At 58.6% G+C, this 24,105-nt stretch carries 22 protein-coding genes; 8 read left to right on the forward strand and 14 right to left on the reverse strand.

All coding sequences use genetic code 11. The features are described from left to right. Positions 1-235 precede the first annotated feature (235 nt). Genes K227x_RS04755 through K227x_RS04765 form a run of 3 tightly spaced genes read left to right on the forward strand, consistent with a single transcriptional unit; the run spans position 236 to position 4,241 of the window. Positions 236-2,035, forward strand: a complete 1,800-nt coding sequence (locus K227x_RS04755; RefSeq protein ID WP_145168378.1) for an ABC-2 transporter permease — start codon at positions 236-238, stop codon at positions 2,033-2,035. Then, entirely contained in the window at positions 2,032-3,303 is a 1,272-nt protein-coding gene (locus K227x_RS04760; protein WP_246146517.1) for a CNNM domain-containing protein, read from the forward strand. Before K227x_RS04755 ends, K227x_RS04760 begins: the two co-directional genes overlap by 4 nt. Beyond that, the gene (locus K227x_RS04765) at positions 3,300-4,241 is read left to right on the forward strand and encodes a CNNM domain-containing protein (protein WP_145168380.1); all 942 of its coding nucleotides are present in this window, start codon (positions 3,300-3,302) and stop codon (positions 4,239-4,241) included. Before K227x_RS04760 ends, K227x_RS04765 begins: the two co-directional genes overlap by 4 nt. Positions 4,242-4,308: 67 nt before the next feature. On the opposite strand, the gene K227x_RS04770 is transcribed toward K227x_RS04765, so the two are convergent. The 9 genes from K227x_RS04770 to K227x_RS04810 all read right to left on the reverse strand — a co-directional run bounded on the left by K227x_RS04770 (position 4,309) and on the right by K227x_RS04810 (position 12,519). Further along, positions 4,309-4,623, reverse strand: coding sequence for a hypothetical protein (locus K227x_RS04770; RefSeq protein ID WP_246146519.1), 315 nt, complete (start codon positions 4,621-4,623; stop codon positions 4,309-4,311). Between the two features lie 301 nt (positions 4,624-4,924). Then, complete coding sequence (locus K227x_RS04775) at positions 4,925-6,295, reverse strand: BatD family protein (RefSeq protein WP_145168382.1); 1,371 nt, start codon at positions 6,293-6,295, stop codon at positions 4,925-4,927. Beyond that, positions 6,292-6,879, reverse strand: coding sequence for a tetratricopeptide repeat protein (locus tag K227x_RS04780; protein ID WP_246146520.1), 588 nt, complete (start codon positions 6,877-6,879; stop codon positions 6,292-6,294). Before K227x_RS04780 ends, K227x_RS04775 begins: the two co-directional genes overlap by 4 nt. After that, positions 6,876-7,832 (reverse strand): vWA domain-containing protein, encoded by a 957-nt coding sequence (locus K227x_RS04785; RefSeq protein ID WP_145168384.1) that lies wholly within the window; start codon positions 7,830-7,832, stop codon positions 6,876-6,878. The genes K227x_RS04780 and K227x_RS04785 overlap by 4 nt, the downstream gene beginning before the upstream one ends. Further along, positions 7,829-8,824: a VWA domain-containing protein gene (locus K227x_RS04790; protein WP_246146522.1), complete on the reverse strand. Its 996-nt coding sequence runs from the start codon at positions 8,822-8,824 to the stop codon at positions 7,829-7,831. Before K227x_RS04790 ends, K227x_RS04785 begins: the two co-directional genes overlap by 4 nt. A gap of 45 nt (positions 8,825-8,869) precedes the next feature. Next, positions 8,870-9,346 (reverse strand): DUF4381 domain-containing protein, encoded by a 477-nt coding sequence (locus tag K227x_RS04795; RefSeq protein ID WP_145168388.1) that lies wholly within the window; start codon positions 9,344-9,346, stop codon positions 8,870-8,872. A gap of 2 nt (positions 9,347-9,348) precedes the next feature. Beyond that, positions 9,349-10,314 (reverse strand): DUF58 domain-containing protein, encoded by a 966-nt coding sequence (locus K227x_RS30250; RefSeq protein ID WP_246146530.1) that lies wholly within the window; start codon positions 10,312-10,314, stop codon positions 9,349-9,351. A 107-nt stretch (positions 10,315-10,421) separates the two neighbouring features. Further along, complete coding sequence (locus tag K227x_RS04805; protein WP_145168390.1) at positions 10,422-11,381, reverse strand: AAA family ATPase; 960 nt, start codon at positions 11,379-11,381, stop codon at positions 10,422-10,424. 217 nt (positions 11,382-11,598) lie between these two features. Then, positions 11,599-12,519: a tetratricopeptide repeat protein gene (locus K227x_RS04810; RefSeq protein ID WP_145168392.1), complete on the reverse strand. Its 921-nt coding sequence runs from the start codon at positions 12,517-12,519 to the stop codon at positions 11,599-11,601. A gap of 133 nt (positions 12,520-12,652) precedes the next feature. On the opposite strand from K227x_RS04810, the gene K227x_RS04815 reads away from it, so the two are divergent. Next, a complete protein-coding gene (locus K227x_RS04815; protein ID WP_145168394.1) occupies positions 12,653-13,075 on the forward strand; it encodes a hypothetical protein in 423 nt (140 codons plus the stop codon). Positions 13,076-13,110: 35 nt separating this feature from the next. Here the strand turns inward: K227x_RS04815 and K227x_RS04820 are convergent, their stop codons facing one another. The 3 genes from K227x_RS04820 to K227x_RS04830 form a co-directional block, all read right to left on the reverse strand. Continuing rightward, positions 13,111-13,614, reverse strand: coding sequence for a Fur family transcriptional regulator (locus K227x_RS04820; RefSeq protein ID WP_145168396.1), 504 nt, complete (start codon positions 13,612-13,614; stop codon positions 13,111-13,113). A gap of 148 nt (positions 13,615-13,762) precedes the next feature. Next, positions 13,763-14,077, reverse strand: coding sequence for a flagellar biosynthesis anti-sigma factor FlgM (locus K227x_RS04825; RefSeq protein ID WP_145168398.1), 315 nt, complete (start codon positions 14,075-14,077; stop codon positions 13,763-13,765). 561 nt (positions 14,078-14,638) lie between these two features. Beyond that, positions 14,639-16,810 carry a fused MFS/spermidine synthase gene (locus K227x_RS04830; RefSeq protein ID WP_145168400.1) on the reverse strand — a complete coding sequence of 724 codons (2,172 nt, stop codon included), beginning with the start codon at positions 16,808-16,810 and terminating at the stop codon, positions 14,639-14,641. 175 nt (positions 16,811-16,985) lie between these two features. Here K227x_RS04830 and K227x_RS04835 point away from each other — a divergent pair, with 175 nt between their 5' ends. Continuing rightward, a complete protein-coding gene (locus tag K227x_RS04835) occupies positions 16,986-17,912 on the forward strand; it encodes a cation diffusion facilitator family transporter (RefSeq protein ID WP_145168402.1) in 927 nt (308 codons plus the stop codon). 157 nt (positions 17,913-18,069) lie between these two features. Here K227x_RS04835 and K227x_RS04840 read toward each other — a convergent pair whose 3' ends face one another. Beyond that, a complete protein-coding gene (locus tag K227x_RS04840; protein ID WP_145168404.1) occupies positions 18,070-19,905 on the reverse strand; it encodes a TIGR03960 family B12-binding radical SAM protein in 1,836 nt (611 codons plus the stop codon). A gap of 131 nt (positions 19,906-20,036) precedes the next feature. On the opposite strand from K227x_RS04840, the gene nirD reads away from it, so the two are divergent. Next, the gene (nirD, locus tag K227x_RS04845; RefSeq protein ID WP_145168406.1) at positions 20,037-20,381 is read left to right on the forward strand and encodes a nitrite reductase small subunit NirD; all 345 of its coding nucleotides are present in this window, start codon (positions 20,037-20,039) and stop codon (positions 20,379-20,381) included. A 24-nt stretch (positions 20,382-20,405) separates the two neighbouring features. Here the strand turns inward: nirD and trpB are convergent, their stop codons facing one another. Further along, a complete protein-coding gene (gene trpB, locus K227x_RS04850; protein WP_145168408.1) occupies positions 20,406-21,623 on the reverse strand; it encodes a tryptophan synthase subunit beta in 1,218 nt (405 codons plus the stop codon). A gap of 393 nt (positions 21,624-22,016) precedes the next feature. Here trpB and mutM point away from each other — a divergent pair, with 393 nt between their 5' ends. Beyond that, on the forward strand, positions 22,017-22,877 hold the full coding sequence (gene mutM / locus K227x_RS04855) for a bifunctional DNA-formamidopyrimidine glycosylase/DNA-(apurinic or apyrimidinic site) lyase (RefSeq protein ID WP_145168410.1): 861 nt from the start codon (positions 22,017-22,019) through the stop codon (positions 22,875-22,877). A 194-nt stretch (positions 22,878-23,071) separates the two neighbouring features. Then, the gene (locus tag K227x_RS04860; protein ID WP_449314268.1) at positions 23,072-24,037 is read left to right on the forward strand and encodes a prenyltransferase/squalene oxidase repeat-containing protein; all 966 of its coding nucleotides are present in this window, start codon (positions 23,072-23,074) and stop codon (positions 24,035-24,037) included. The last annotated feature ends 68 nt before the right edge of the window (positions 24,038-24,105 follow it).

A 24,105-nucleotide genomic window follows, 5' to 3' on the forward strand; every position in this document is an offset into this window, starting at 1 on the left:
GTTTTAACGGTCTTGACGGTTCTACGGCTCCCCGGCGGTGTAACCTGTCGAAAGGGCGTCCATTTGCTAGTCTATGGGGGGCTAGGCTGGAACGAACGATCCGTCCGATTGAACCGGTCCGCATCGTTGGTGGGTCGGCCGGTCGGGGGCATCTTGAATGCTCCTTCCCCCCTCTGATGTCGGTTCGTTGACGTTTTACGATTCTAGTTTTCGCTCACTTTGCAACCTTTTTGACATGCTCGGACCGATCTTTTCTCGCGAAGCGACCGTCATTCCCAAACGGCCAAAGACCTATTTGGTGCGAGCGGTGTACGTTTTGTCGCTGTTTCTGCTGCTGTGCACCGGCTATCTGGTCCTAGACGGATCTCGGTCACTATCGGGCAGCGGTGATGCCGCTCGATTCGGCGGTTGGATGTTCACCTTGTTGGCACCGCTGCAGTTGCTGGTGTTGGCCAGCATTGCCGCGGTCGGTGCCGCCAGCAGCGTGGCCCAGGAAAAAGACCGACGAACATTGATCCTATTGCTGCTAACCCGGCTGTCTGGCTTCGAAGTGGTGGCCGGAAAGTTGGCCGCGACTCTGTTGACGCCGTTTTCGATGTTGATCTGCAGTTTGCCTCTGTTTTTGTGTCTGCCACTGCTCGGTGGGGTATCGCCCCAGCAGGTGATCAGCGTTTTTGCGGTCACGGCTGCCAGTATTTTGTTGGCCGGATGTGTCGGCACGGTGGTTGGGATGTGGCGGGAGAAAACGTTCCAGGCGATCGCATTGACCGTGCTGGGACTGCTGATGTACGTCGGATTGGGCGAAATCGTTTCCGAGTCGCTACCGCGATTGGCCGAGTCGGCAAAGCTAGCGATCAGCCCGCCGCGAGCGCTCGCCGCGGCCGCATCCCCGATGTCCAGCCTGTCCAGCGAAACCGCTTTCGGAATCCTTGGGTTCGTCGTCGTCGCCTGCACGTTGTCATTGATTGTGCTGACGATCGGCGTGATCAAGGTTCGAGTCTGGAATCCGTCCCGCGAAGTCCGAATGCGGGCTCCGGAACCGGAGTCGTCGGCCGAAGCAATGTCGCAGTCCGTCGACGCGGTCGGCACCGCCGATGCGACCCCCACCAGTTGGAAGGTCCGTGCGCCTCGCCCGGTCTGGGACAACCCGATCCTGTGGCGAGAAGTTCGCACCTGGGCCTACGGACGAAAGGTCCTGGTGATCCGCATCGCGTTTGTGCTGCTGTTCCTGCTAACCGCGGCGGTTCTGCATCTGCAGATCGAAAGCGGTGTGGCGATGGAGATGGGCGGACGTATCGGTCGCGCGCTGCCATCGGTCACCCTGCCACTGGTCGCGTTGGGAGTCATCAGTTTGGTGTTGGTCAACGCGTTGGCAGTCACATCGGTCACGGGCGAACGCGATGGGCTAGCCCTCGACCTGTTGTTGGTGACGGATCTTAGCCCCGGTGAATTCGTGTTCGGGAAACTGTTGGGCGTCATGTACGTCGCCAAAGAAATGATCCTGCTGCCGATCGCGCTGGTGATCTACTTGGCCGTCAACGGCGTCGTAACATACGAAAACATGGTGTATCTGATCTTGGGCGCGGTCGTTCTGTATGTATTCGTGGCCATGCTGGGGATTCATTCGGGCCTGAATTATGTGGCCGGTCGCAGCGCCACTCTGGCCAGTCTGGGGACCGTGTTCTTTCTTTGCGTCGGGATCGCTGTATGCATGACGATCATGGTCAGTTTCCGGGGCGCGTTCCAGCTGCAACTGGCACCATTCTTGGTCATGATCTTGGGTGGCGGTGCGGCGTTGTTCGCTTCGTTGGGGTGGCGTAACCCGTCGTCGGCCATCTTCATGGCATCCTTCGGTTTGCCCTTGGTGACGTTTTATGCGATCACTCAGTTCCTGTTGCAGACCGACCACCTGTACGTGTTCTTTGCAATGTTGGTCGGTTACTGCTTCACGACGGCGGCGATGATGATTCCGGCGCTTAGCGAATTCGATGTTTCGTTAGAACGGGATCGCGGCGCGGCCGGAGATTCAGCTTGAACGCGATCGTTACGGTTTGGCCTTGGCTAGCCGCCATGGCGGTCTTGATTCTATTTAGCGCTCTGTTCAGTGGCAGCGAAGCGGCCCTGTTCTCGTTGACGCCACGCAATCGCAAAAGTTTGAACCGTACCGGCATTGGTGGCCGAATTGCCGCCGCTTTGTTGGAGGATCCCGAACGCTTGCTTTCTGCGGTGTTGTTCTGGAACCTGTTGATCAACATGACCTACTTTGCGATCGCAGCGATCGTCGGTGGCAAGTTGGAACACGATCCCGAGGGTGGCAATTCGGTCGCGATCGCGTTCACGATCGCCGCCTTGATGACGATCATCTTTTTCAGCGAAATGCTGCCGAAGAGCTTGGCCGTGCTGGCTCCGCTTCGCATTTCAACCTGGATAGCGCCGCCGCTGTTGTTGGCTGTCCGAATCGTCAGCCCTGCCCTGCCCTTGGTCGCGGTCACCAACCAAGCCGCGAGTCGATTGATCTGGCCATCGTTCCAACCCGAGCCAGAGATCGACTTGACGGACATCGAACGAGCGATCGAATTGGGCACCGACGATGCGGCGCTCCTGCAACGCGAACGGATGGCTTTGCGAGGGTTGGTCGAAATCGCCGAAACCCGAGTGAACGAACTGATGCGTCCGCGTAGTCGTTTGTGGCTGTGCAATGATCTGCATGACCGCAACGCGATTGTCGACGGACCGTTCCGCAGCAGTTACCTGATGGTGATGGATGAAGCTCAGGAGATGATCGTTCAGGCGGTCGGTGTTCGCATGCTGCGGCCCAGTCATATGGACGATTTGGCGAGTGTCGCTGAACCGGTGATCTATGTTCCCTGGTCGGCTTACGTGTCCCAAGTGTTGGACCAGTTGAACGAAGAAGACCGCAGTGTGGCGGTGGTGGTCAATGAGTTTGGCGAATTGGTGGGGGCGGTTTCCATTGACGAAATCATGCACCGCGTTCTAGCCCCATCCCATGATGAAGATTTTTTGGGCGAAGCGTCGATCCAAGAAATTGAGACCGGTCGTTTTCGCGTTTGGGGGTCGGTCAGCGTTCGCTCGCTGGCCAAACGTTTGAACATCGACGTCGACGGGGAAGGCGTCACCACGGTCGCGGGTTTCATCGGGCGATTCAATGAGCGATTGCCCAGATTGGGTGACAACGCACCGATGGGCGCATTCCATTTGACGGTGATCGAACAAGAAGACGAAGGTGTGTGGATCGAAGCGTTGGCGCACGACTATCCAGGAAATCGCGAGGTGACGTCGTGATCTTGGCTTGCCTGCTGTTTCTGATCGGTTTGCTGCTGAGCGCCTTTTTCAGCGGAAGTGAAACCGGGCTGTACCGCGTTTCGCGGACTCGGTTGGTGTTGGACGGACTAAGCGGATCGCGAGCCGCCCAGGGGATCATTTGGTTGTTGAACCATCCCGCCATGTTTGTGGCGACGACGTTGGTGGGCAACAACCTGGCAAACTACTTAACTTCGCTAGCGATCGTGATGGGCGTCGCATCGATGTTCGGTGCCGGTTCGAACGCTGAATTGATCGGGCCGATGTTGATGACCCCGATCGTGTTTGTGTTTGGTGAACTGTTGCCAAAGTATCTGTTCTATCACGCTCCCTATCGTCTGATCACCGCGACGCGTCCGTTGTTGCTGGGGACGGCGGTGTTGTTTTCGCCCGTGTCAATTTTGCTAGGGTTGTTGGGGCGAGCGCTGCAGTCGATCACGGGGCAGACACCCTTCCGTCTGCGTTTGGCGATGGCGCGTGGCGAGCTGGATCAAATCCTTCGCGACGGTCACGAGGCCGGGATTTTGGCCGCCGGTCAACGGTCATTGGCCCAGCGATTGTTCGAGGTGGGAAACCAGAATGCTGTTTCGTTTGGTGTCCCAGTCGATCGCTTGGCGATCGTGCCGGCACCGGTCGATGTGGTCGAGGCTCGCTATCAAGCCCGCCGGCGAAATCATCCCATCGTGCTGGTCAAACACAGTACCCGCATCATTGGATTCCTGTGGTATGCGGATCTATGCGTGCGACAGCCACAGCTTGATCTGGGGCCGGTGATCCGCGGCAAAGTCAGCGATCGCCATCTGAAGATATTGCTGCGTCTATACGATGCGGGCAGCGATGTGGCGGTGTTGTACGACGACCAGAACGAAGTGCGTGCGGTTGTCACGCGTCGGCAATTGCTGCAGCCGCTGATCAAATGACCGAGGCATCGTTTTCTCTGTCTGATCTTTTGCGGGCAGGATACTGCTAGGACCGCGTCCTAGGCAATTAGCCGTCGGACCCAAGCTTGGCGTATCCCAAGCTGGTCATCACTTGCAGCATCTCGTCACACGTCAAATAGCGACGATGGTGTTCGACTTTGTACTGATCGATTGCCAAAGCCAATTCGCGGCCCTGTTCCGATAGTCCAAGGTGCGCACTGCCGAATTGACGACGCTCGCTGCGAGCGGAAACGTTGGAACTCGAAGATCGGCGATCAACGAAGCCGTCTGTTGATTCAGCGTTTGATTCGTGGCTTGGGGCGCCGACCACAAATGGAAACGATGATTCAGCATCCCTGCTGGAAAGGTTTTGTAGTGACATAAATTAGCTCGGCGCAAAGAAATAGCGTCAGTTTCAACCCGTGCATAGACTTTCACTCAAAACACTACGTCACAAATCCGGATCGGAACGAGCAATTTCATAACCTTCACCGGTTTCACACGCCCAGATACTGGTTGACGGTTCCGTTTATTCCCATCAAATACGACGTTGCGGGGCTCGCAGGATTCCCGTGAAATCTTTCTGGCCGACCAGCGATTTTCCGTTCGGCTGCGGCGGACCCAGACGCCTTGGCTGCCTCTGAATTGGCGGCCATCAGGGATGCCAATCCTTCCAATCGATATCAGACGGATATTCGTTGTCTTCTGACCGGCTGCGCATCGATCGGATTCAGCGGCGGCAGTGTGTCGTGTGTGTCTGCCGATGACTTGGCGGTCGCGTCAACTTGTTGGCGGAAGGCTTGACGCAGCGCATCCCCCTTCCAGTACGCCGCTTTGTTCGCAGATCCATAGATCGATTGGTGCAGCGATGCGACCGCGTTCGCCAGATCCTTGGGTGCACGGAAATGGGGCGGCTGTGTGTTTTGCCACGCCATCCAGGCGACCTCGGCCGCAGCAGCGTCGTTGCGTTTGCAGGCGCCGACCAGATTGCGGGCGGTCACTCGCGACGGTGGATTGCATCGTTTCCAAAACGCACGCAGGAAACTTTCAATGCGGCGGAATTGCCAACCGGCCAAGGCGGCGATCCCTACAGCGATGATCCACCCATACGACCAGTGAACCGTTCGTTGTGCAGGTTGGTCGGGGTTTGAGACCGGAGTCGTTGGGGTGACTTCAAGGGTGACCGCAGGCAGCGTTTGCGAGCCAAATTCTTCGGTGGTGGGATTCCACCATATGAATTTCATTTTTGGAATCGAAAGCGTTCCGCTGTCCTGGATCATGTACGTGATCGTGTCTCGACGGGTTCCGGTAAATAGGCCGCGTTCGGTCTGGTCGTCGACCACCGGCGGATCGGTGTAGACACGGATTCCCTCCGATGCACTCTTCGACGCGGGGGCGAACGCCATCCCGGATATCTGGTCGGCCGTTTGCGTGATGGTCCGATGAAAGACGTCCCCTGGATGGACCGGAGGCGGCTTCGGAAGATCGGCGGAAGATCGATTGGGTTGGGGGTCCCAAGATTCCGTCACCGTCATTTTCGCGGTCGTTACCAGGAAGACGGATTCATCGTGGCCGGGTGGTCGTTTGATATTGAACTCGGTCGCGGGGGTCTGTTCGACATGGTCGACTTCCGGACCTGTGAACCCATCCCGATTGGTGAATCGAACTTCGAAGCTGGGGATTGAAACCTTTCCATCGGCCTGTGCGAACAATGCGAACTGATGGGTTTGAACGAACCATGATTCATCTCCGATGTCTTCGGATGAAACCACCGGCGATCCAATCTTGATCAGCAATGCGCGGGGGATGCGAGGGATCGAAAAACTAGCCGAGTTGGCAAAGGGGCCTTTGCCGCGCAGCTTGACGAAAAACGGGATCCGTTGGCCGACCCATGCTTCGGTCTCCGGTGCATCGACGACTACTCGGTCGACGTCCGCAGCAGTAGCGACCCCAATGGGGGTTCCGGTGACAAGTCCGGTGGTCAGTGCGGTCAAAATTAGGATGGTCCGTGACCGCGATGCGATGCGGTGAATTTGGGTCCGTGGCGTATTCACTGGTCAGCACCCTCGCCTTTTTGAGCTTGCTGATACGCAAATTTGGATCGCAGGAAATCGGCGGGATTGGTTTGGACCTGACGCAACCAGACCGCTTGCACCGATGCATCCGTGCTGGCTTGGTCGCCATTCACATTGGTGTCCTGGCCCTGCTTGGATTTGTCTTTGTCAAAGACGATCTTGTCAGCTCCCAGGGTTTGTTCACCCATGTCACCACCTTTGCCGTCGATCAGTTTAGATCGTGCTTCGGCGAGGTCGCGATTGTCGATTGCCTCCTGCCAATCCGGCCGAAGTTTCAGCGCATGTTGGTAGCTTGCGATCGCTTTGTCGTATTTGCCCAGCATCAGCCAGGAATTGCCGAGGTTGTATAGCGAATCGGGTGACGAACTTCTCGCGAACGCCTGGGTCGCCTTGTCGAATTCGCCGGCACGATACCAGGCAACTCCCTGACGCATCGGATCGTCAAAGACCTTGGCGGCCTCGGCAAATTTTTCCGCTCGCATCAATCGCTCGCCTTGTTGGTTGGGTGTCGACCATAAACCAACCCACGTCAACGCAATGATCATCATGCTAATTCGGATCATGGAGCACTCCCGGCCGGTACATTCGATTCGTCGGTTGTCGTCACTTTTCGCCGAAATGAAATCGCCACGATTGCGGCGATCAACGGTGTCAGCCAATAACCGGATTCTTGCCAACGGACGCTTTCGCCGGCGATCCCTGCGGCCCCCCAGGTCTGTGTGAATTCAATCATCTGTTGGATGTCGGTGTCGTCGACCGTCCACGGTTGGACGGTACCGCCAACGGCTTTGGCGACCGCAGCGATCAATTTCGTTTCGGGCGATTCTTCCAAGCCCAGTGCAAGAAACTGGATCGGCGGGGATCCGACTTTTCGATAAGCCGCGGTGACCTGTTTCGGATCGATTTGCACCGTGTCGGCGACGACCAGGATGGACCCGCCGGATGATTGCTGTTGCAACAAATCGCCGGCTGCGGCAATGGCCAGGTCCAGTCGGTCGCCAGCGACGGGCATCACCTGAGGGCTGATTTCGGCGGCCATCTGTGCGACCACCGCGGTGTCATGGGTGGGCGGCAAAACCAAGTGAGCCGAACCGGCGTACGCGTACAGCCCCAGCGGATCAGCCTTTCGGGCCTGAGCCAAATCGCTGATCTTTCGCTGTGCTCGTTGCAGCGCGGTGGATGACAGGTCGGATTGTTGCATGCTGTCATCTGCCTTCAAGACAATGACAATCGGCTGGGCATCTTTCGCAAACGGGTTGGGTTCTAGCATCCAACTGGGGCCTGCGATCGCAATCACCGCTAGGATCCAGCCAGCCAGGGTCGCGTAGGGTGTTAGGTCGCGGCTGGTATGTTGGCGGACGATTAGGGCTTCCAGTAGGTCGCCGTCGATCTGCTGGCGCCACCCCCGCAGCGGATCAGAGAGTCGCTGCCAAGCCCACCACAACAGAATCGCAAGCGGAGCCATCAGCAGCCACAGTGGGCGGATGAAATGGAATTCGCTGAGAGCATCGATCACGAATCCACCCCCAATTTTCCGGTGACCGGATCGACGTAGACGGTGGCGCTGCTGCGACCCGGTGGCATCGGTTTCGGTCGCCGGCAGGTTGCAATCAGTTTGCTAATCAACGAAAGAGCCAGTGCCAGCGATAACGGCAAGTAGTAGATGTCTTTGCGAGGGCGGAGGCTGATCGTTTTGATTTGACGAGTTTCGATCTCGTCTAGCTGGTCGTAGATTTTGATCAGGTTCGAACGGTCGGCGGCAAAAAAGTAGGATCCACCTGCCGCGCTGGCGACGTCGCGTAGCGTTTGTTCGTCTAGTTTGTCTTCGCCAACCGTGGTCGCATCCCCGATCGCAATGGTATGGATGTGGATATCGCGTTGGGCGGCGACGCGAGCCGCTTCGATCGGTGGGGCTTTGCTTTTCGTGTCGTTGCCATCGGTCAGTGCGATGATGGTCTTGGCCGGCGCGTCGCTGCTATCGAATAAGTTGACGCCCAGTCCGATGGCATCGCCGATCGCTGTGCGTGGTCCCGCCATGCCGACCTCGCATTCGTCCAGCAATTGGCGACAGAGTTGCAAGTCAGTCGAAAAGGGTGCCTGCAGATAGGCGGCGTCTCCGAACACGACCAGCCCGACGCGGTCGCCTTCACGCTTCACCAAGAATTCCCCGAGCACCTGTTTGACGGCCGTCAATCGATCGACCTTTTTCCCCGTGTTGTCGGTAAAGTCCTGTTGCTGCATCGATCCCGATAAATCGACCAATAGCAGCATGTCACGCGTTGGTAAAGTTTTGGAGATGGGTGGTTCGATCCATTGCGGCCGCGCGAGCGACACCAGAACCAAAACCCACAACGTTCCAGGTAGGATTCCCCATCCGGTGGACCGGGACGCGCCGTCGGGGCTTCCGCTGGTGGCGATCGCTTCGGCTAATCTTTCACCGAATGGGACCTGAACGGAAACCTGTTTGCGATGCCGCGGCGGCAACACCGCGCGCAGTATCCACGGCAACGGCAGGAGTACAAAAATCCATACGTAGTGAAACGTCAGCATCCGTCATCCCTCCTTGTCGGCGATGCCGGATGGTTGTGGCAACCGGTGGTGCGCAATCCAGTCCGCTGCGTACCGCCTAAGCGGTTCGATGTCCTCGGTTTGGCCCGTTGGTCGATAGATAGCACCGATCAGCTGTTCGCGGATCGATGGTGTTAACTCCGCAGGCGACGTGGCGGCCAGCCATTGCGACCAACTTGTGTCGTGAAGTTCTGCGACCACCCTGCGTGGGGCGATCGCTAGCGCGGTCCGTCGCAGGATTTCGGAAATGTCGGCTATCGTTTGGGCACTTTCCAGTTCCTGCTTGGCAGCACGTCGATACGCATTGGCCTGCCACGCAACCCAGGATCGGTAGGTGGCTGCCATCACTGCGACAAGGATGACCGCAAACACCAAGTACCATCCGGGTGCCGGAGGCCACCAACTGGCGTCGGGCGGAACAACGATATCGTGCAACCGATCTAGGTTGGTGGCATTGTCCATCGTTACCCTGGCCGGTGGCCTAGCAAGTTACGTATTTGTTCAGCGGCCGGCAGGTGCGTTGATAGTGGCAGCACTGGGACACGCAGCGATTGGAAGATCGTTTTCCAGTGGTCCAAGCGGCGTTGAAATGTGTCTTCGAAGTGTTGGGGGAATCCGCCCGATTCCGGGATGTGCCACGTTCGCCCACGGTCGCTGGCAACCATGCCAGGGGAACCCGACAGTGAGTATCCCAGTGGATCGTAGACCGCGATGATCAGGACGTCGTTGTGAGCGGACAGGTTGGTTGCCAATTTTTGAGTCTGCGAATCCGCACCATCCAGGTCGCTGATCACGACGACCAAGTGGTCGTGTTTGGCAATCCGGACGACGTGTTCCAGGACGTCGTTGAGCCCCACTTTGGTCGGCGGTTGATCGGTGTCTGGTGACGGGGCTGTGTTCGATGTCCGGGCTGTGTCGGGTGACGGCAGGACGGCGGATGCTTGGCTGGTGCGGGAACGTTGGTTGGCGCCGGCGGTTGGAACACGGGTGATTGGAACACGGGTGATTGGAACACGGGTGATTGGAACATCGGCGAGTTGATGATTCAGTTGAACGGTCTGGTGCAACAATCTCAGTACACCGCTTCGTCCGCGTTGGGGGCGGACCTCGGTGATACCGGATTCGTTGAACACCAATCCGCCGACGCGGTCGCCGCCGTCTTGGGCACGCCACGCGCTGAGGGCGGCAACCTCTGCGGCGGCTACTGACTTCATCACACGCTGGCTGCCGAAGAACATCGGCGTTCTTTGATCGACAACCATCAGCACCGGTCGTTCGCGTTCCCCGCTGTAGACACGAACGTGTGGCTTGCGCAGTCGGGCGGTCGCTTTCCAGTCCATCGTGCGGATGTCGTCACCCGGATGGTATTGCCGCAGTTCCTCGAACGCCAAGCCGCGGCCGCGCAGCCGGGACGTATGACGCCCAGCCAATAGCGAATGGACCGGTTGCCGTGGCAGAAACGAAAACCCGCGCGCATCGCCTTTAGAAGCAGCAGTTCGTCAAAGCTAATCGTGACACGCGCTTTCATCGGGCACCTTTAAACGGGAACCACGTTCTGCAGCAGTTCGTCGATCACGTCGGACCGCGTCACGCCTGCGGCTTCCGCTTCGTAGGTGAGGTGCACCCGGTGCGCCAAGCAGGCGGGGGCGACGGCGCGGATGTTGTCAGGCGAAACAAAGTCCTGGCCAGCCAACCAAGCGTGGGCACGCGCGGCGGCATCCAGTGCCAATGTGCCGCGTGGGCTGGATCCCAGTCGAATCCACTTGGGCAAATTGCCTTCGTACTGCTGGGGATTTCGAGTGGCCAGCACCAGGTCGACCATGTACCGTTCGGCCGCCTCGGCGACATGGATCGCATGGACTTCTTGGCGAGCTTGGAAAATCACTTCCTGAGACGTTTGCGCGACCGCGTCGGAATGCTGTCCTGATTTTTCGCCACGGACAAGTCGCAGAATCGCAGCCTCGTGATCGGCCGCCGGATAGTCGACGCGAACATACAGCAGGAATCGGTCCATCTGGGCTTCGGGAAGCGGGTACGTTCCCTCTTGCTCGATGGGGTTCTGTGTGGCCAACACCAAGAACAATTCGGGCAACTTGTGAGTCTGTGACGCGACGGTCACCTGACGTTCCTCCATCGCCTCTAGCAGAGCCGCCTGGACCTTCGCCGGCGCCCGGTTGATTTCATCGGCCAAAATCAAGTTGCCGAAGATCGGGCCCTGCTGAAATTCGAAGGTGCCGTTTTGCTCGCGATAGATCTCGGACCCCGTCACGTCCGATGGCAACAGGTCGGGCGTGAATTGGATCCGGCCGAAGTCGCTTTCGACCAAATTCGACAACGTCTTCACGCTGCGAGTTTTCGCCGTTCCGGGAAGCCCTTCCATCAACACGTGACCATCGGCCAACAATGCAATCAGAATCCGCTCGACGACGTCTTGCTGGCCAATGACGGCGGCATTCATCGCATCGGAAATTTTGCGTATCGATTCACGCAAGTCCATGGAAACCTCTTGTGGCTGCGCCGATGGGTGACGTCAAAAATGCAGATGGATCGCCCCCAATGCCGCGCCGTCTTTCGAAAGCTGATCTTGGCTGGAACCATTTCGTATCATTTGGCCGCACCATCTTGGCCGATCACGATGTCTTTGCACAGACGTATGCACGCGAAGTTTAAACCTGCATTTGTGGGTGGAAACGCTCAGTCCTAAGCACCGCCCGTTAGCGGATCGATGACGTGGGCGTTGGTTCGCTGGCCATCCGCTGTTGAACGTCTTGCAGTTGATCGAGCTGTTGGATCTGTTCCAACGACGACGTTCCCAGTCGGTTGGCGGCAGCCAGTGATCGGCGGGCCAGTTCTGCGTCGCCACTTTCGATCGCCAACGACGCGATCTCTAGGTGAGGTGCGGCGTCGTCGGGGTTTTTTTGGATCGCGCGGACAAAGCAGCGGCGGGCTTCGTCTGTGCGGCCAAGTTTTCGCATCGCGATCCCCTGCAACATATCGACCTGTGCTGGGGCGCCGTCGATCCCTACCCCGTCCTGCAATCGGTCCAGCGTTGCCAACAGCCGATCGTAGCGTCGTTGGCCCAAGTAGATCTCGGCCGCGTGCAGTTGGACCTCGGGATAGTCGGGCTGCAGAGCCAGAGCGCGATGATAGGCGGCAAGCGCCTCTTCGTCCTTTCCGCCGGCGCGAAGGCAGTCGCCGCGAAGGCACCATGCTTCCGGCGAATCTCGCTTGGATTGTAACGCCAACACACTGTGGGCGTCCGCGTCGGCGTCACGCCCAACGTCAAGGTACATGCGTCCCAGTCGTTCGACGAACTTGGGATCACGAGCGGAGAGGCGGACGGCTTGTTCCATCTGTTGGACGGCCAATTCGCGTTCGCCACGATTCCAATAGGCTTCGGCCAACCCCCAGTGGGCCCGGTCATCCGCTTTGGAAACCTGCAGCGCGTCGATGAACAGTGACTCGGCGATGTCCCAGCGACCTTGGTGGATGGCTTGGAACCCCTGACCGGATAGTCGGCGAGCGGCGATCGATTGCCGACTCTCGCCAAATCTTGCGATCGCGCGGCATCCGGGAAGGCAAAATACCCCCGCCACGACAATCGCCAAGCAGATTCGAAGAGGCAGCGGTTTCATCGGGCAGCCGAAAAGAGGAACAGATACAAGGTCGGTACCAAAATTCAGCGCCAGACGGCAAGATGGGTGGATCGACGCCGGTGTTTGCTCACCGGCGATTCCCGTGCCCCGAAACCCGGTTTGATGTTCACCCATGCCCGCGACGTTTGAAGCTTTGGGATTGAAGTTCTTGTATCCCGACAACTGGAAGATCGCCGAACGTGCATCCGACGAAGGCATTGAAGGGACGACCTTTGACCTGCCGACCGGCGGTTTCTTTAGCATCGAACGGGCGCGAGGATTGGCGTCCAACGACGAACTGATCGAAAACATCCAAGCGGCGATCGCCAAAGAATACGGCGAGGTGGAAGTAGACCCCGTCGAAATGGACGACGCCCTTCCCGGGGAACAGACGGTCGATTTCAGGTTCTATTACCTGGACCTTGTCATCGTTTCGCGGCTGATGATCGCGCGCATCGACGACTGGAAATTCGTCATCCAGATGCAGGCCGAAAGCCGTGATTTCGAGGCCAACGAATTGGTGATGGCCGCGATCCTGAAACAAATCCGCGGCTAGCTGCCTATGGGTAGGCTGAGAAAACGGCGGGCCGGTTAGACCAGGTCGTGTTTGCGTTTTTTGCGGCGGTTCTTGCTGCATTCGCGACAGACGCCTTGAATGATCATCCGGTGGCTGGCGACGCGGAAACCCAGGTCGGCTGCCACATCGTCGCGGATCTGCATCAGCGTTTCGCTCTGGAATTCCAGCAGCTTGCGACAACGGGTGCAATAAAGATGGTCATGCTGGGGATAGCCATAATCCAGTTCAAAGACCGTTCGGCCGTCCAACTGGAAACTGTTCAGCAGCCCCGCATCGACAAATTCACGTAGCGTTCGATACACGGTCGCAGGGCTGACATAGTTGTCTTCCCCACGACGCGGCAGCCGGTCGATCAATTCGTCGGCGTCGAAATGGTCGTGTTCGCTAAAAACGCGGTCGATCAAAAATTTCCGCTGGCTTGTCTGCCGGAGCCCACGCGTCTGCAGGTATTCTTCGAATCGCTCTTGAGGTGAGAGCGAGACGTCTAGTGGTTGCAGGGATTCGGGCGAAGCAGACACAGCGGATTCATCAGTTCTCGAGACGCGGATGGAACGGCAACGTTACCAGCATACAGGACTGGAGCCAAAATCGGCGTGCTTTTCACGAAAAGCACGTTTCCAGGGCAATGTGGTTCTTGTCGGCCGTCCCGCTAGGCAGGCCGCCGGATCAGGCGAACTGGTCCAACATTCGGTCGAGGGCGGCATCCATCTTTTCGGGGGTCTCGTAGCTGCCGTCGGCGATCTGTCGCCTCAGTTCAGCCACTCGATCGATCCGAATTTCGCCGCCACCGGCCACTTGGCTGGTGCCGTCCAGGCGATTGATGCCTGTCGATGCGGCCGCGCTGGTGCTGGAAATGTCCAACTGATCCACCGGGGTGGCCGTTGGCTTACCCGTCGGTGCGGGCGGAGCCTGAGCCGGAGTGCGTTGGGCGCCGGAGGTCTGTTGGGTCGTAGAAACCCGAAAAGGGCCGTAAATCTGCATCGTGGAATTGCTCCCATCTGGGACTGGAACCTCCACCCACACGTTTCTTCCGCCCACCACAGGGGTGGACGTGTTTCCTTAACGTGCAAGATGGATGCGAAAGCGCAAGGGGCGACCGGGTCAGCACCAATCAAACCATCCTGGCTTGATTGCCGTCTAGACCGTTTCCGCATCGGTCACAAGCGCCGCTATCCTTGTCCCAGGATGCAATCCGTCAGCGAAAAGAGACTTTTCAGCGCGAAGCGGGCGGAAACAATGATCTCATCGTCGCCGTCACCACCACGCCTCCAGCTCTTTTTCTAAAAAGCATCACTCCCTGGGACACCGCAGAGAGTATCAGAGCCGTGAAACAGCAAGCAAGGTCAATAAATGACGCTGCAGAACGGACTTTGACGTGTTTTTGCCTTGCTAGCAAAATAAATGCCGTTGCTCCAAAGTTTTTTTTGGAAACGACCTGGCGGCCAAATGCTAGCGGATCGGCCCCGCCTCGGCCCAGTCCCGGCGATCTCACGGCCGAACGGTTGGTTTCGTCCGCCGCCGCGGCCCGGGTCTACCGGCCGGTTACCAAAGCCGTAGGACGCTGACCAAGTTGTGTCGTTGGTCGGTCCACAGGGGAGCATCGGCCAATGCGGAGACGTCGGCTGGCTGCCCCGTTTCTAGTTCGGGGGCACCCCAGATCGGGTCGTCTCGATCGCCCAGCAGCATCCAGGTGGCGTGCTGAGTGGACAGACGGGCGTCGCCCTCGCTGATGACGGCGCGGCTTTCGAGCCCCGCGTCGTGTGCCAGATGGTGGACCAGCGGTACCAGATCTAGGTGGTTGTTGGATACGTGGATGGCCAACACGCCGTTGGGGGCAAGCCGGTCGCGGTACAGTGCGATCGCTTCGCGAGTCAGCAGGTGGGCGGGGATCGCATCGCTGCTGAACGCGTCTAGCACCAACAGGTCGAATCGCTGGTCAGTCATTCGTTCCAACACCAGCCGGCCGTCCCCCAGATGAATCCGGCTGATGGCAGGGCTATGCGATAGAAACGAAAAGTGTTGGTTTGCGATCTCGACGACGTCGGGGTTGATTTCGATCATGTCGAATTGATCGGTTTCCCGACCGTACGATGCCAGCACGCCACATCCCAGGCCCACGACTCCCATGTGCATCGATGGTTGGGATTGCTGCATCGCCGCGATCAAACGTCCAATTCCGCTTTGACGTCCGTAGTAGGTGGTCGGTTCGTGGGCGCCTTCGCCGCTCCGCTGCATTCCGTGGATCGTGCTGCCGTGAACCAGCCGAATGCCAACATCGTCTCGAAGGACTTCCAAGGTGCCAAAGAAGTTGCGTTTGGACGTGATGGTTTCATCGCCGGGGGCCATTGCCATGCTGATCATCGGCAATGCCATCAACGCGACCGCACCAAAACGCAATCGATAGGCAACGGACCAGTCATAGTCGGTCCGCGACCAACCACGACAGGCGAAGAACAGCAGGAACGACAACGACGTGACCAGCGACAACATGAACGGCAATTCGATCGCGGTATTCAGCAGCATCGGGCAGGCTACCGCAACGATCAGCCCGCCGACGGCGCCGCCGGCCGATAGCAACGCGTAGTATTGGGTTAGGTCCGATGCGCTGGGTTTGGATCCGGCAACCTCGCCATGGCACAGCAGGCATACGCCAAGCAGCATCGTCATGTACATCGTGACTTCGACGACCAATTGCAAAGATCCCGGCAACATCGTTTTCGCCTGGATGCCCAAAATGGCAATCAAAGTCATCGCGGCGATCCACTTGGGTTTGTACCACTGTGGCGAATCGAAACAGATGATGAAACTGACCAGGTACAGACTTAGCGGCAGCACCCACAGGAATGGAATCACGGCCACGTCCTGGCAAACGTGATTGGTGACCACCAATAGCATCGTTGATGCCAACGCGGGCAGCGCGATCCAGATCAATCGCCGTTGCCAGCCGATGGCGGGGGATCGCTCGCCGCCGGTGTCTGATTGTGAACCGTTTTGCGTGTCGGTAACGGATTTTTGTTGTGCCGTGGAAACTCGAAACAATCCGATCGCGACGACGCCTTGCACCAGCACAAATCCACAGAACATCAGCGACCAAACCATCGATTGATTGGAAACCGACAAGACGGGTTCGACCAAGAATGGATAGCTAAGCAGCGCGACCAACGATCCGGCATTGGACAGTGCATACAAGCGATACACGCGGTCCGAATTGTCTTGATAGCTGAGCCACGCTTGGATCAGCGGGCCGGTGCTGGAAAGGACAAAGTACGGCAGTCCGACTTGCACCGTTAGCATCCACAGCAGATGCAGGATGGGAGATTCGTTGCCCATCGGTTTCCAGGCATCGGAGGGTTCGATCGGCAGAGTGAATGCGGCTGCGCACAACAACGACAGGTGAATGCAACCTTGCAGCCACGGTCGAAAGCAACTGCGCAGCACGTGCGCGTACAGGTAACCGCCGAACAGCAGAATCTGAAAAAACAGCATGCAGGTCGTCCACACCGCCGGGGTTCCACCGAACCAGGGCAGCACACACTTGCTGATCACCGGTTGGACTTGAAAAACCAGAAAGGCGCCCAGTAGCGTTGTGATCGCGAACCAGACGATCGAGATCGGTTGGCGTGTGATCGGTTGTGACGATAGCGAATGCCCGCAAACTGGTTGCCCGAATTCCGGTTTGGGGGGTGATGCTGGAAGTGACGATTCGGAGGTCATGAATAATCCCGTGCAAAGGTTGGACAGCGGTAAAATCTAGGTTACGAAGTGGGCTTGGGAACGTCGTCGCCACAATTCGGTCCGCCGGATGACCGATCGTGGGGCAGCCTGCTAGACTCTCTGCCCCCACCGCCTTCCCCTCGGCATCACCGCCTTCCGATCACGAGTATCTGATTTGTCGATTCAGTCCCCCCGCGACGAAGCCTCGATCAGGGTCCGGCAACGGGTCTACGTGGATGCCGGTCGGGCGGCCGTTTGGGGGTTGGGCGTCAACATGGTGCTGGTGGTTTTGAAGCTAGCCGGCGGAATTGTTTTGGGGTCCGCTGCGTTGATCGCGGATTCCGTCAACTCGATCGGCGATGTGGCCAGTGCGATTGCGGTGCGCGGTGCCCTTAGCGTTGCCCAGCGGGAAGAAGACGACGACCATCCCTATGGCCATACCAAAGCCGAATCGATCGCGGGGCTGTGCGTCGCGTTGTTGGTGACCTTTAGCGCGGGGCTGCTGGGGCTGGAAACGTTGAAGCGTTTCGGCGGCGAACTGCGAGTTCCCTCGGCCGCGGCCGGCGTGATCGCTGCGATCTGTGCGTTGGTCAAAGAGGTCATTTATCGGTACACGCAGCGTGTGGCCAAGCGATTGGATTCGTCGGCGTTGCGGGCAGCCGCCTGGGACCATCGCAGCGATGCCTGGGCATCTGCCGCCGTCGCGGTGTCGCTATTTTCGGCACCCTACGTCGGTACCGCGGCGCCGTATGTCGACCCGATCGCGGCGGTGTGCGTCTGCGTTCTTTTGGTCGTGACCGGAATCCGGATCTTTTCGTCGACGGCCCGCGAATTGATGGACCAGCAAGCCGGGGACGAGATTGTCGATCGGGTGCGTGAGATCGGCGGGCGAGTCGACGGTGTCCAAGACGTCGAAAAGCTAAGAGTTCGCAAAAGTGGTCTCGAGTATTTCATCGAGATCCACGTGCAGGTCGAAGGGCACATCACGGTTGCCGAAGGCCATCGGATCGGACACGATGTGAAAGATCATCTGTTGATCGAAATGCCACGGGTGCGAGACGTCCACGTCCACATCGAACCCTACGATCCCCGCCGGGGCTGACCCGGTGCCGCCTGCTTTGTAGCCATGGTCGATGGGGGATGGCGGACCGGGGAATCGAATCTCGGCCGCTTGTGATGCGGCCCGGTCGATCGTCGGCTGCATCGTGCAGTCTGTCTGTGCAGGCGAACTGTCTGTGCAGGCGAACTGTGGGGGGCGGCTATTTAGCGTTGGCCATCGCGGCCAATTGGACGGTCGCCCTGCCCTGCTCTTTTTCCAAATACGGACGCCCGAACTTCACGTTCACGTGATCCCAGGGCAATTTGTCCATCAATTCGTACTTTTCGTGGATGTGTTTGTCGGCATCGATACCGGCGTCGCTGATCGCATCCCACCAACGCTGTGGATCCATATGTTCGGTCCATCCGTCCATGCGGGCACCGCGCTGCCACGCCAACCGAATCGCTTTGCCCATCCGCCGATCACCACGGCTGAGCACGCCTTCCAGTAGGCTGGTTTCGATGTCGTGGCACTTGATCGCGACGCTGCGGATACGACGACGGGCACGCATGTATTGGTGTGCCCATTTGAAGTACTCGCGTCGCTGCATTCCGTTCCACTGGTAAGGCGTGTGCGCCTTGGGAACAAAGTTCGACACGCTGGCGGTGACTCGAGCAAAACGGCCGTTGACTTCTTTGCCGACGGTGGCGATCTGTTCGGCCAAGTCGACGATGCCTTCCAGGTCGACCGGGCGTTCCCCCGGCAATCCACACATGAAGTACAGTTTGACGCTGTCGAATCCGTTGGCAAAGGCAACGCGGCAACCTTCGATCAGGTCCGTGTTCTTGATCTTTTTGCGGATCTGTTCACGCATGTCATCGCGAGCCACCTCGGGAGCCAAGGTCATGCTGCGGCGTCGATCGCTGCCAAGCAGGATGGGGAGCGTCCGCAACTGATCGTTGACTCGCAGGCTGGGAACGCTGATGTTGACATTGTGCGGTTTGAAAACTTCGTGCATCCGATTGACCAGATGTTCGAAGTGCGGATAGTCGCTGCTGGACAGCGACAGGATGCTGATCTCGTTGTACCCGGTGTTCTGATAACTTTCCCAAGCGGCGTCGACAATCGTTTCGACTTCGCGGGTACGTAGCGGTCGTTTGATGACCGTGCTTTGACAGAATCGGCACAGGTGTGGACAGCCCCGCATGATCTCGACCGCGATCCGATCGTGCACGCATTCGATGTAGGGGACGATCGGTTGGGTTGGCAGCGGCATTCCGTCTAGGTCGCTGATCGTGCTAGGTGCAATCGTCTCGGGCACGTCATCCCGGTTGCGATGCAGGGCAACGATCCGGTCGTTGGCGTATTCGGGTTCATAGAAACGCGGGACGTAGGCACTGTCGATGGATTTCGCCACTACGGCCAGGGCTTCGGTGCGTTGGTCGCGGCCCTCTTGGCCGGTCGCGTAGGTTCCGTCGCTGCGGCGGTAGCTTTCTTTGAGGTCCATCCACAGATCGCAAACCGTCGGCAAAGTGGGTTCGCCGTCACCGATGATCAGGACGTCAAAGTAATCGGCCACGGGTTCAGGGTTCTGGCAGCAAGGGCCGCCGGCCAACAGCAGCGGATCGCCGATGCAGCGATCGGTGGATTCCAGCGGGATCCCACCTAGGTCGATCATCGTCAACACGTTTGGCGAACTGATTTCGTACTGCAACGACAGCCCGATCACATCAAATTCGGATAACGCGGTGAATGTTTCCAAGCTATACAGGGGAATGTCGTGCTTCCGCAGCAGCGATTCCATGTCTGGCCAGGGCGTGAAAACTCGCTCCGCACACCAGTCGTCGCGGCGGTTCATCAGAGAATACAGAACTTGCAGCCCATGGTGGCTCATCCCGATCGTGTACGCGTCGGGGAACCCCAGACACAGTTTGCCACGAACCTGGCGATGGTCTTTGACGACCGTGTTTCGTTCGCCGCCGACATACTGTGCGGGGGTTTGGACGTGAGGCCAAACGCGAGCTTCGAGTCGTTTTCGTCGTGAATGGTTGATCATGGCTAGTCAGGCACTCGGAGGCAGGTCGCGGGCGAATGGCGTTCTGGGCGTTAGTCGTTGGCGAGATTACATTAGAGTGTGTGCGACAAACGGCACTTGATGCAAGGCAAACTTACAAAGGACGGATGACGGTGAGTGAATTTGAAGTGGTCGGAAAAGTCGCTGATTTCGAAGACAACGTAGGCCAAGCGGTCCCGGTGGATGGACGGATGGTCGCGGTATTTCGCAAAGGCGACCAGTGGTACGCGATCGACGACCTGTGCCCCCACATGGGTGCATCATTGGCCGAAGGGCATGTCGAAGATCACAGCGTGACCTGCCCCTGGCATGCTTGGCGGTTTTGCATCAAAGACGGCACCTGGGAAGACAACCCGCGTGTCAAAGTCGACTCATTCGAGGTCAAGATCGACGGGGACGATGTGCTGGTGCGAGAAATTCCTAAGGTGGACGCGAAAGAAGACGAGAACGAGGACTGATCCAGCCCGCTGTGACGGCGGCGATTACCAGGTTTCGCCGCGCAGGCGTGCGATTTCCATCGCGTCCTTGTCGCCGCGTCCGGACAGGCAAACGACCAGGTGTTCTTTCGGCGACATATCGGCCGCCAAGGTCATGGCCCGAGCGATCGCGTGCGACGATTCTAGGGCCGCGATGATTCCTTCGCTGCGTGCCAATTTGTCGAACGCGTCCATGGCTGCGGAGTCATCGCATTCCAGATAGTCGACTCGGCCGGTGTCTTTCCAATAGCTGTGTTCGGGGCCCACACCGGGGTAGTCCAATCCAGCGCTCATGGAATGAACGTCGCAGGTTTGCCCGTCTTCGTCCTGCATCACATAGCTGTAACTGCCGTGCAGCACGCCGGGGCTGCCGAAAGTCAGCGGGGATGCATGGTCGCCGGGGTGGTGGCCGCGACCGCCTGCTTCGACACCCACCAACCGGACGCCCTCGTCTTCAATGAACGGATAGAACATGCCCGCCGCGTTCGATCCGCCGCCAACACAGGCAACAACACAATCGGGCAACCGGTCGAACGTGTCACAGCATTGTTCGCGAGTTTCGCGACCAATGATCGCTTGGAAATCGCGGACCATCATCGGGAACGGGTGCGGGCCGATCACGCTGCCGATGATGTAGTGCGTGTTTTCGACCGACGACATCCAGTCACGCATCGCTTCGTTGACCGCATCGCGAAGCGTCTTTGATCCACTTTCGACCGGGCAGATATTGGCCCCCATCAGCTTCATGCTGAAGACGTTCGGCTTTTGCCGGCGGATGTCTTCGGCACCCATGTAAACGGTGCATGGCAGGCCGAAGTGGGCGCATGCGGTGGCGCTGGCCACGCCATGCTGGCCGGCGCCGGTTTCGGCGATCACGCGGTTCTTTCCCATCCGCAGGGTCAGCAGTGCCTGGCCCAGGGTGTTGTTGATCTTGTGAGCCCCGGTGTGATTGAGGTCTTCGCGTTTGAGCCAGATTTGGGCGCCGCCAACCGCTTCGGTCATTCGTTTTGCGTGGTACAGCGGGCTGGGGCGACCGACAAAAGTCTTCAGCAGACCGCTCAATTCACGTTGGAATTCCGGGTCTTTTTTGGCTTTGTCATATTCCTCGGTCAACTGGTCCAGCGCCCGAGTCAAGGTTTCGGGGACGAAGCGACCGCCGAAATCGCCGAAGCGTCCGCGAGAGTCGGGGACGGCGGCCGAAGCGTGGGCGGTGGGGTTGGTCATGATGGGGGGCCGTGTCGGAGGGCAAATGGATCGGCAAACGAATCTTAGGCTGGGCAAGCCGAAATGGCTTCGAAACGCAACCTGCAATCACTGAACCTCGATTCTCGCTTGGACTTAACATTCGGTCAACGCGACGCCCCGCCAATCGGATCCCGCTTCCTGTGATTCGTTGGTCCGCCGTGGTGTCAATTGCTGCGGCACCCTCATTCGCGGTTTACCGGAGCGGGCGATTTGAAATTTGGCATTTCGGGGCATCCGACTTCCTCGAAGTCAGCCCACTAAGTGTCCGGCCCGGCATCCCTCGATTGCAGGCTGAGTGTATGGTGAGGATGCGTCGAAGGAGGTCCCGCGTTGCCTCCGCCTATCCGTCCATTCAAGCCGTCCTGAATACTTGTGCCTGAGCTTCCTGAAGTCGAAACGATGCGTCGCGGAGTCTTGCCGATCGTCGGTAGCCGCATTGAATCGGTCGAACGTCCGCCCTGTCTGCGGCGACCGATTTTGATGAAGCCGCGAATCGATGCGATCGATCGCCGTTTGCAGGGGAAACAGATCACCGATATCGGCCGCCGAGGCAAGCGGGTGATGGTCGGGATCGAGGACGGTCAGGTGATCGTGATCGAGCCGCGCATGACCGGATTGGTGCTGTTGGCCGATCCGCCGACGACCGATCACTTGCGTCTGCGGGTGACCCTGTCGGGTGGGCCCAGCGAGCAACTGTTGTTCTGGGACCGCCGCGGGTTGGGGACGGTGCGACTGCTGCGAGCCAACGAAATTGCCACGGTGGTCGATGCCAGGTTGGGCGTCGATGCGCTGCAGATCACGGCCGATCAGCTGCAAACCAAACTGCGTGCTAGTCGCCGACCGATCAAGGTTGCCCTGTTGGACCAATCCGCCGTGGCGGGCATTGGGAACTTGTACGCAGCCGAAATTCTGTACCTGGCCGGTGTCGATCCGCGGGCACGCTGCGACCGGTTGACCAAACCGCAGTGGAAGCGGATCCAGCAAGCGACCGGCGAAGTGCTGGAATTAGCCATCCAACACGAAGGCAGTACGCTTAGTGACGGGACCTATCGCAACGCTTTGAACGATGCCGGCGGGTACCAAAACTATCACCGTGTCTACGATCGGGCCGGCAAACCCTGCCGACGCTGCGATTCGGGCGACATCCAGCGGATTGTTCAGGGCCAACGGAGTACGTTTTTCTGCCCCGTTTGCCAGCGAAAAAGCGGACTTCACCCGAGCGTCCACGCCTAGCAAACCGCTTGTTTGGGTGGCGATACCGGGATTGCCGTTCGCATCGTTGCCGGCGGTCGATAGAATACGGGCACTCGATTTCGGGCGATCGCCCCCATGCCTTAGAGGATCCGATGACGTTACCACAGAACCGCCGCGACTGGCTGCGAACCGCCACGATGCTATCGGTAGCCGGGATCTCGGGATCATCGGCGATGGCAGCATCCGACGACCGACGCGGTCGTTGGGACGATTCGATCACCAAGGGGCTCGATTGGCTCAGCCGTACCCAGTCCTCACGCGGGCAATGGAACACGCAGGTTTATCCGACCGCGATGGCGTCGCTTGCCGGCACCGCGATGATCGCCAGTGGCAGCACCACCACGCAGGGGCCCTACGCCAAAGAACTGGCACGGGCATCCGACTTTCTGATCAGCAAGGCTCGTGGCAATGGATTGATCGGCGACCCGCAAACCGATTCTCGCTATACCTACGGTCACGGTTTTTCGATGCTGTTCCTGTCCCAGATTTTGGGCGAAGAGGGACTGCTGGACCGCCGTGAAGAATTGGTGGATGTGTTGACCAAGGCTGCGGAGTTCAGCGGGAACGCACAGACTGCTGCCGGTGGATGGGGATATGTTTCGGCTCGGGAAGGCAACGATTTCGACGAAGGGTCCACCACCATCACCCAAGTCCAAGGGTTGCGGGGATGTCGAAACGCCGGGATTCCGGTCAGCGCCAAAATCATCGACTCGGCCAAAGACTACATCTATGGCTGCAAGAATCCCGACGGTGGTATCAGCTATAGCAGTCGCCAAAAAGGCAGCAGTCGGCCCGCGATCACCGCCGCCGCATTGGCTGCGCTTTACAACGCCGGTGACTACGACAGCGAACATGTTCCCGAAATGCTGGAATACACCAAGGGCCAGCTCCACGACATCAGCGACGGTACCCGTGCGTTCGGGCACTGGCACTACACCTATCTGTACTACAGCCAAGTCGTCTATCGCCAAGGCGACGAACTTTGGAAACCTTTCCGCGATCGGCTATACGATCGGATCGTCAGCGAACAGCGTCCTGACGGGTTCTGGGAAGGCCAGATTCATCCGGTCTATGTGACCGCCTGCAACCTGATCATGATGCAGTTGGATCGCGGATACCTGCCGATCTACCAACGCTAAAGTCAGCCGACATCGGTCGGACGCTTAGCAGGCGATGACGATGACGGGAATCCAAAAAGGGACGGATC

Source organism: Rubripirellula lacrimiformis (genome assembly GCF_007741535.1).
Taxonomy (GTDB): Bacteria; Planctomycetota; Planctomycetia; order Pirellulales; family Pirellulaceae; genus Rubripirellula; species Rubripirellula lacrimiformis.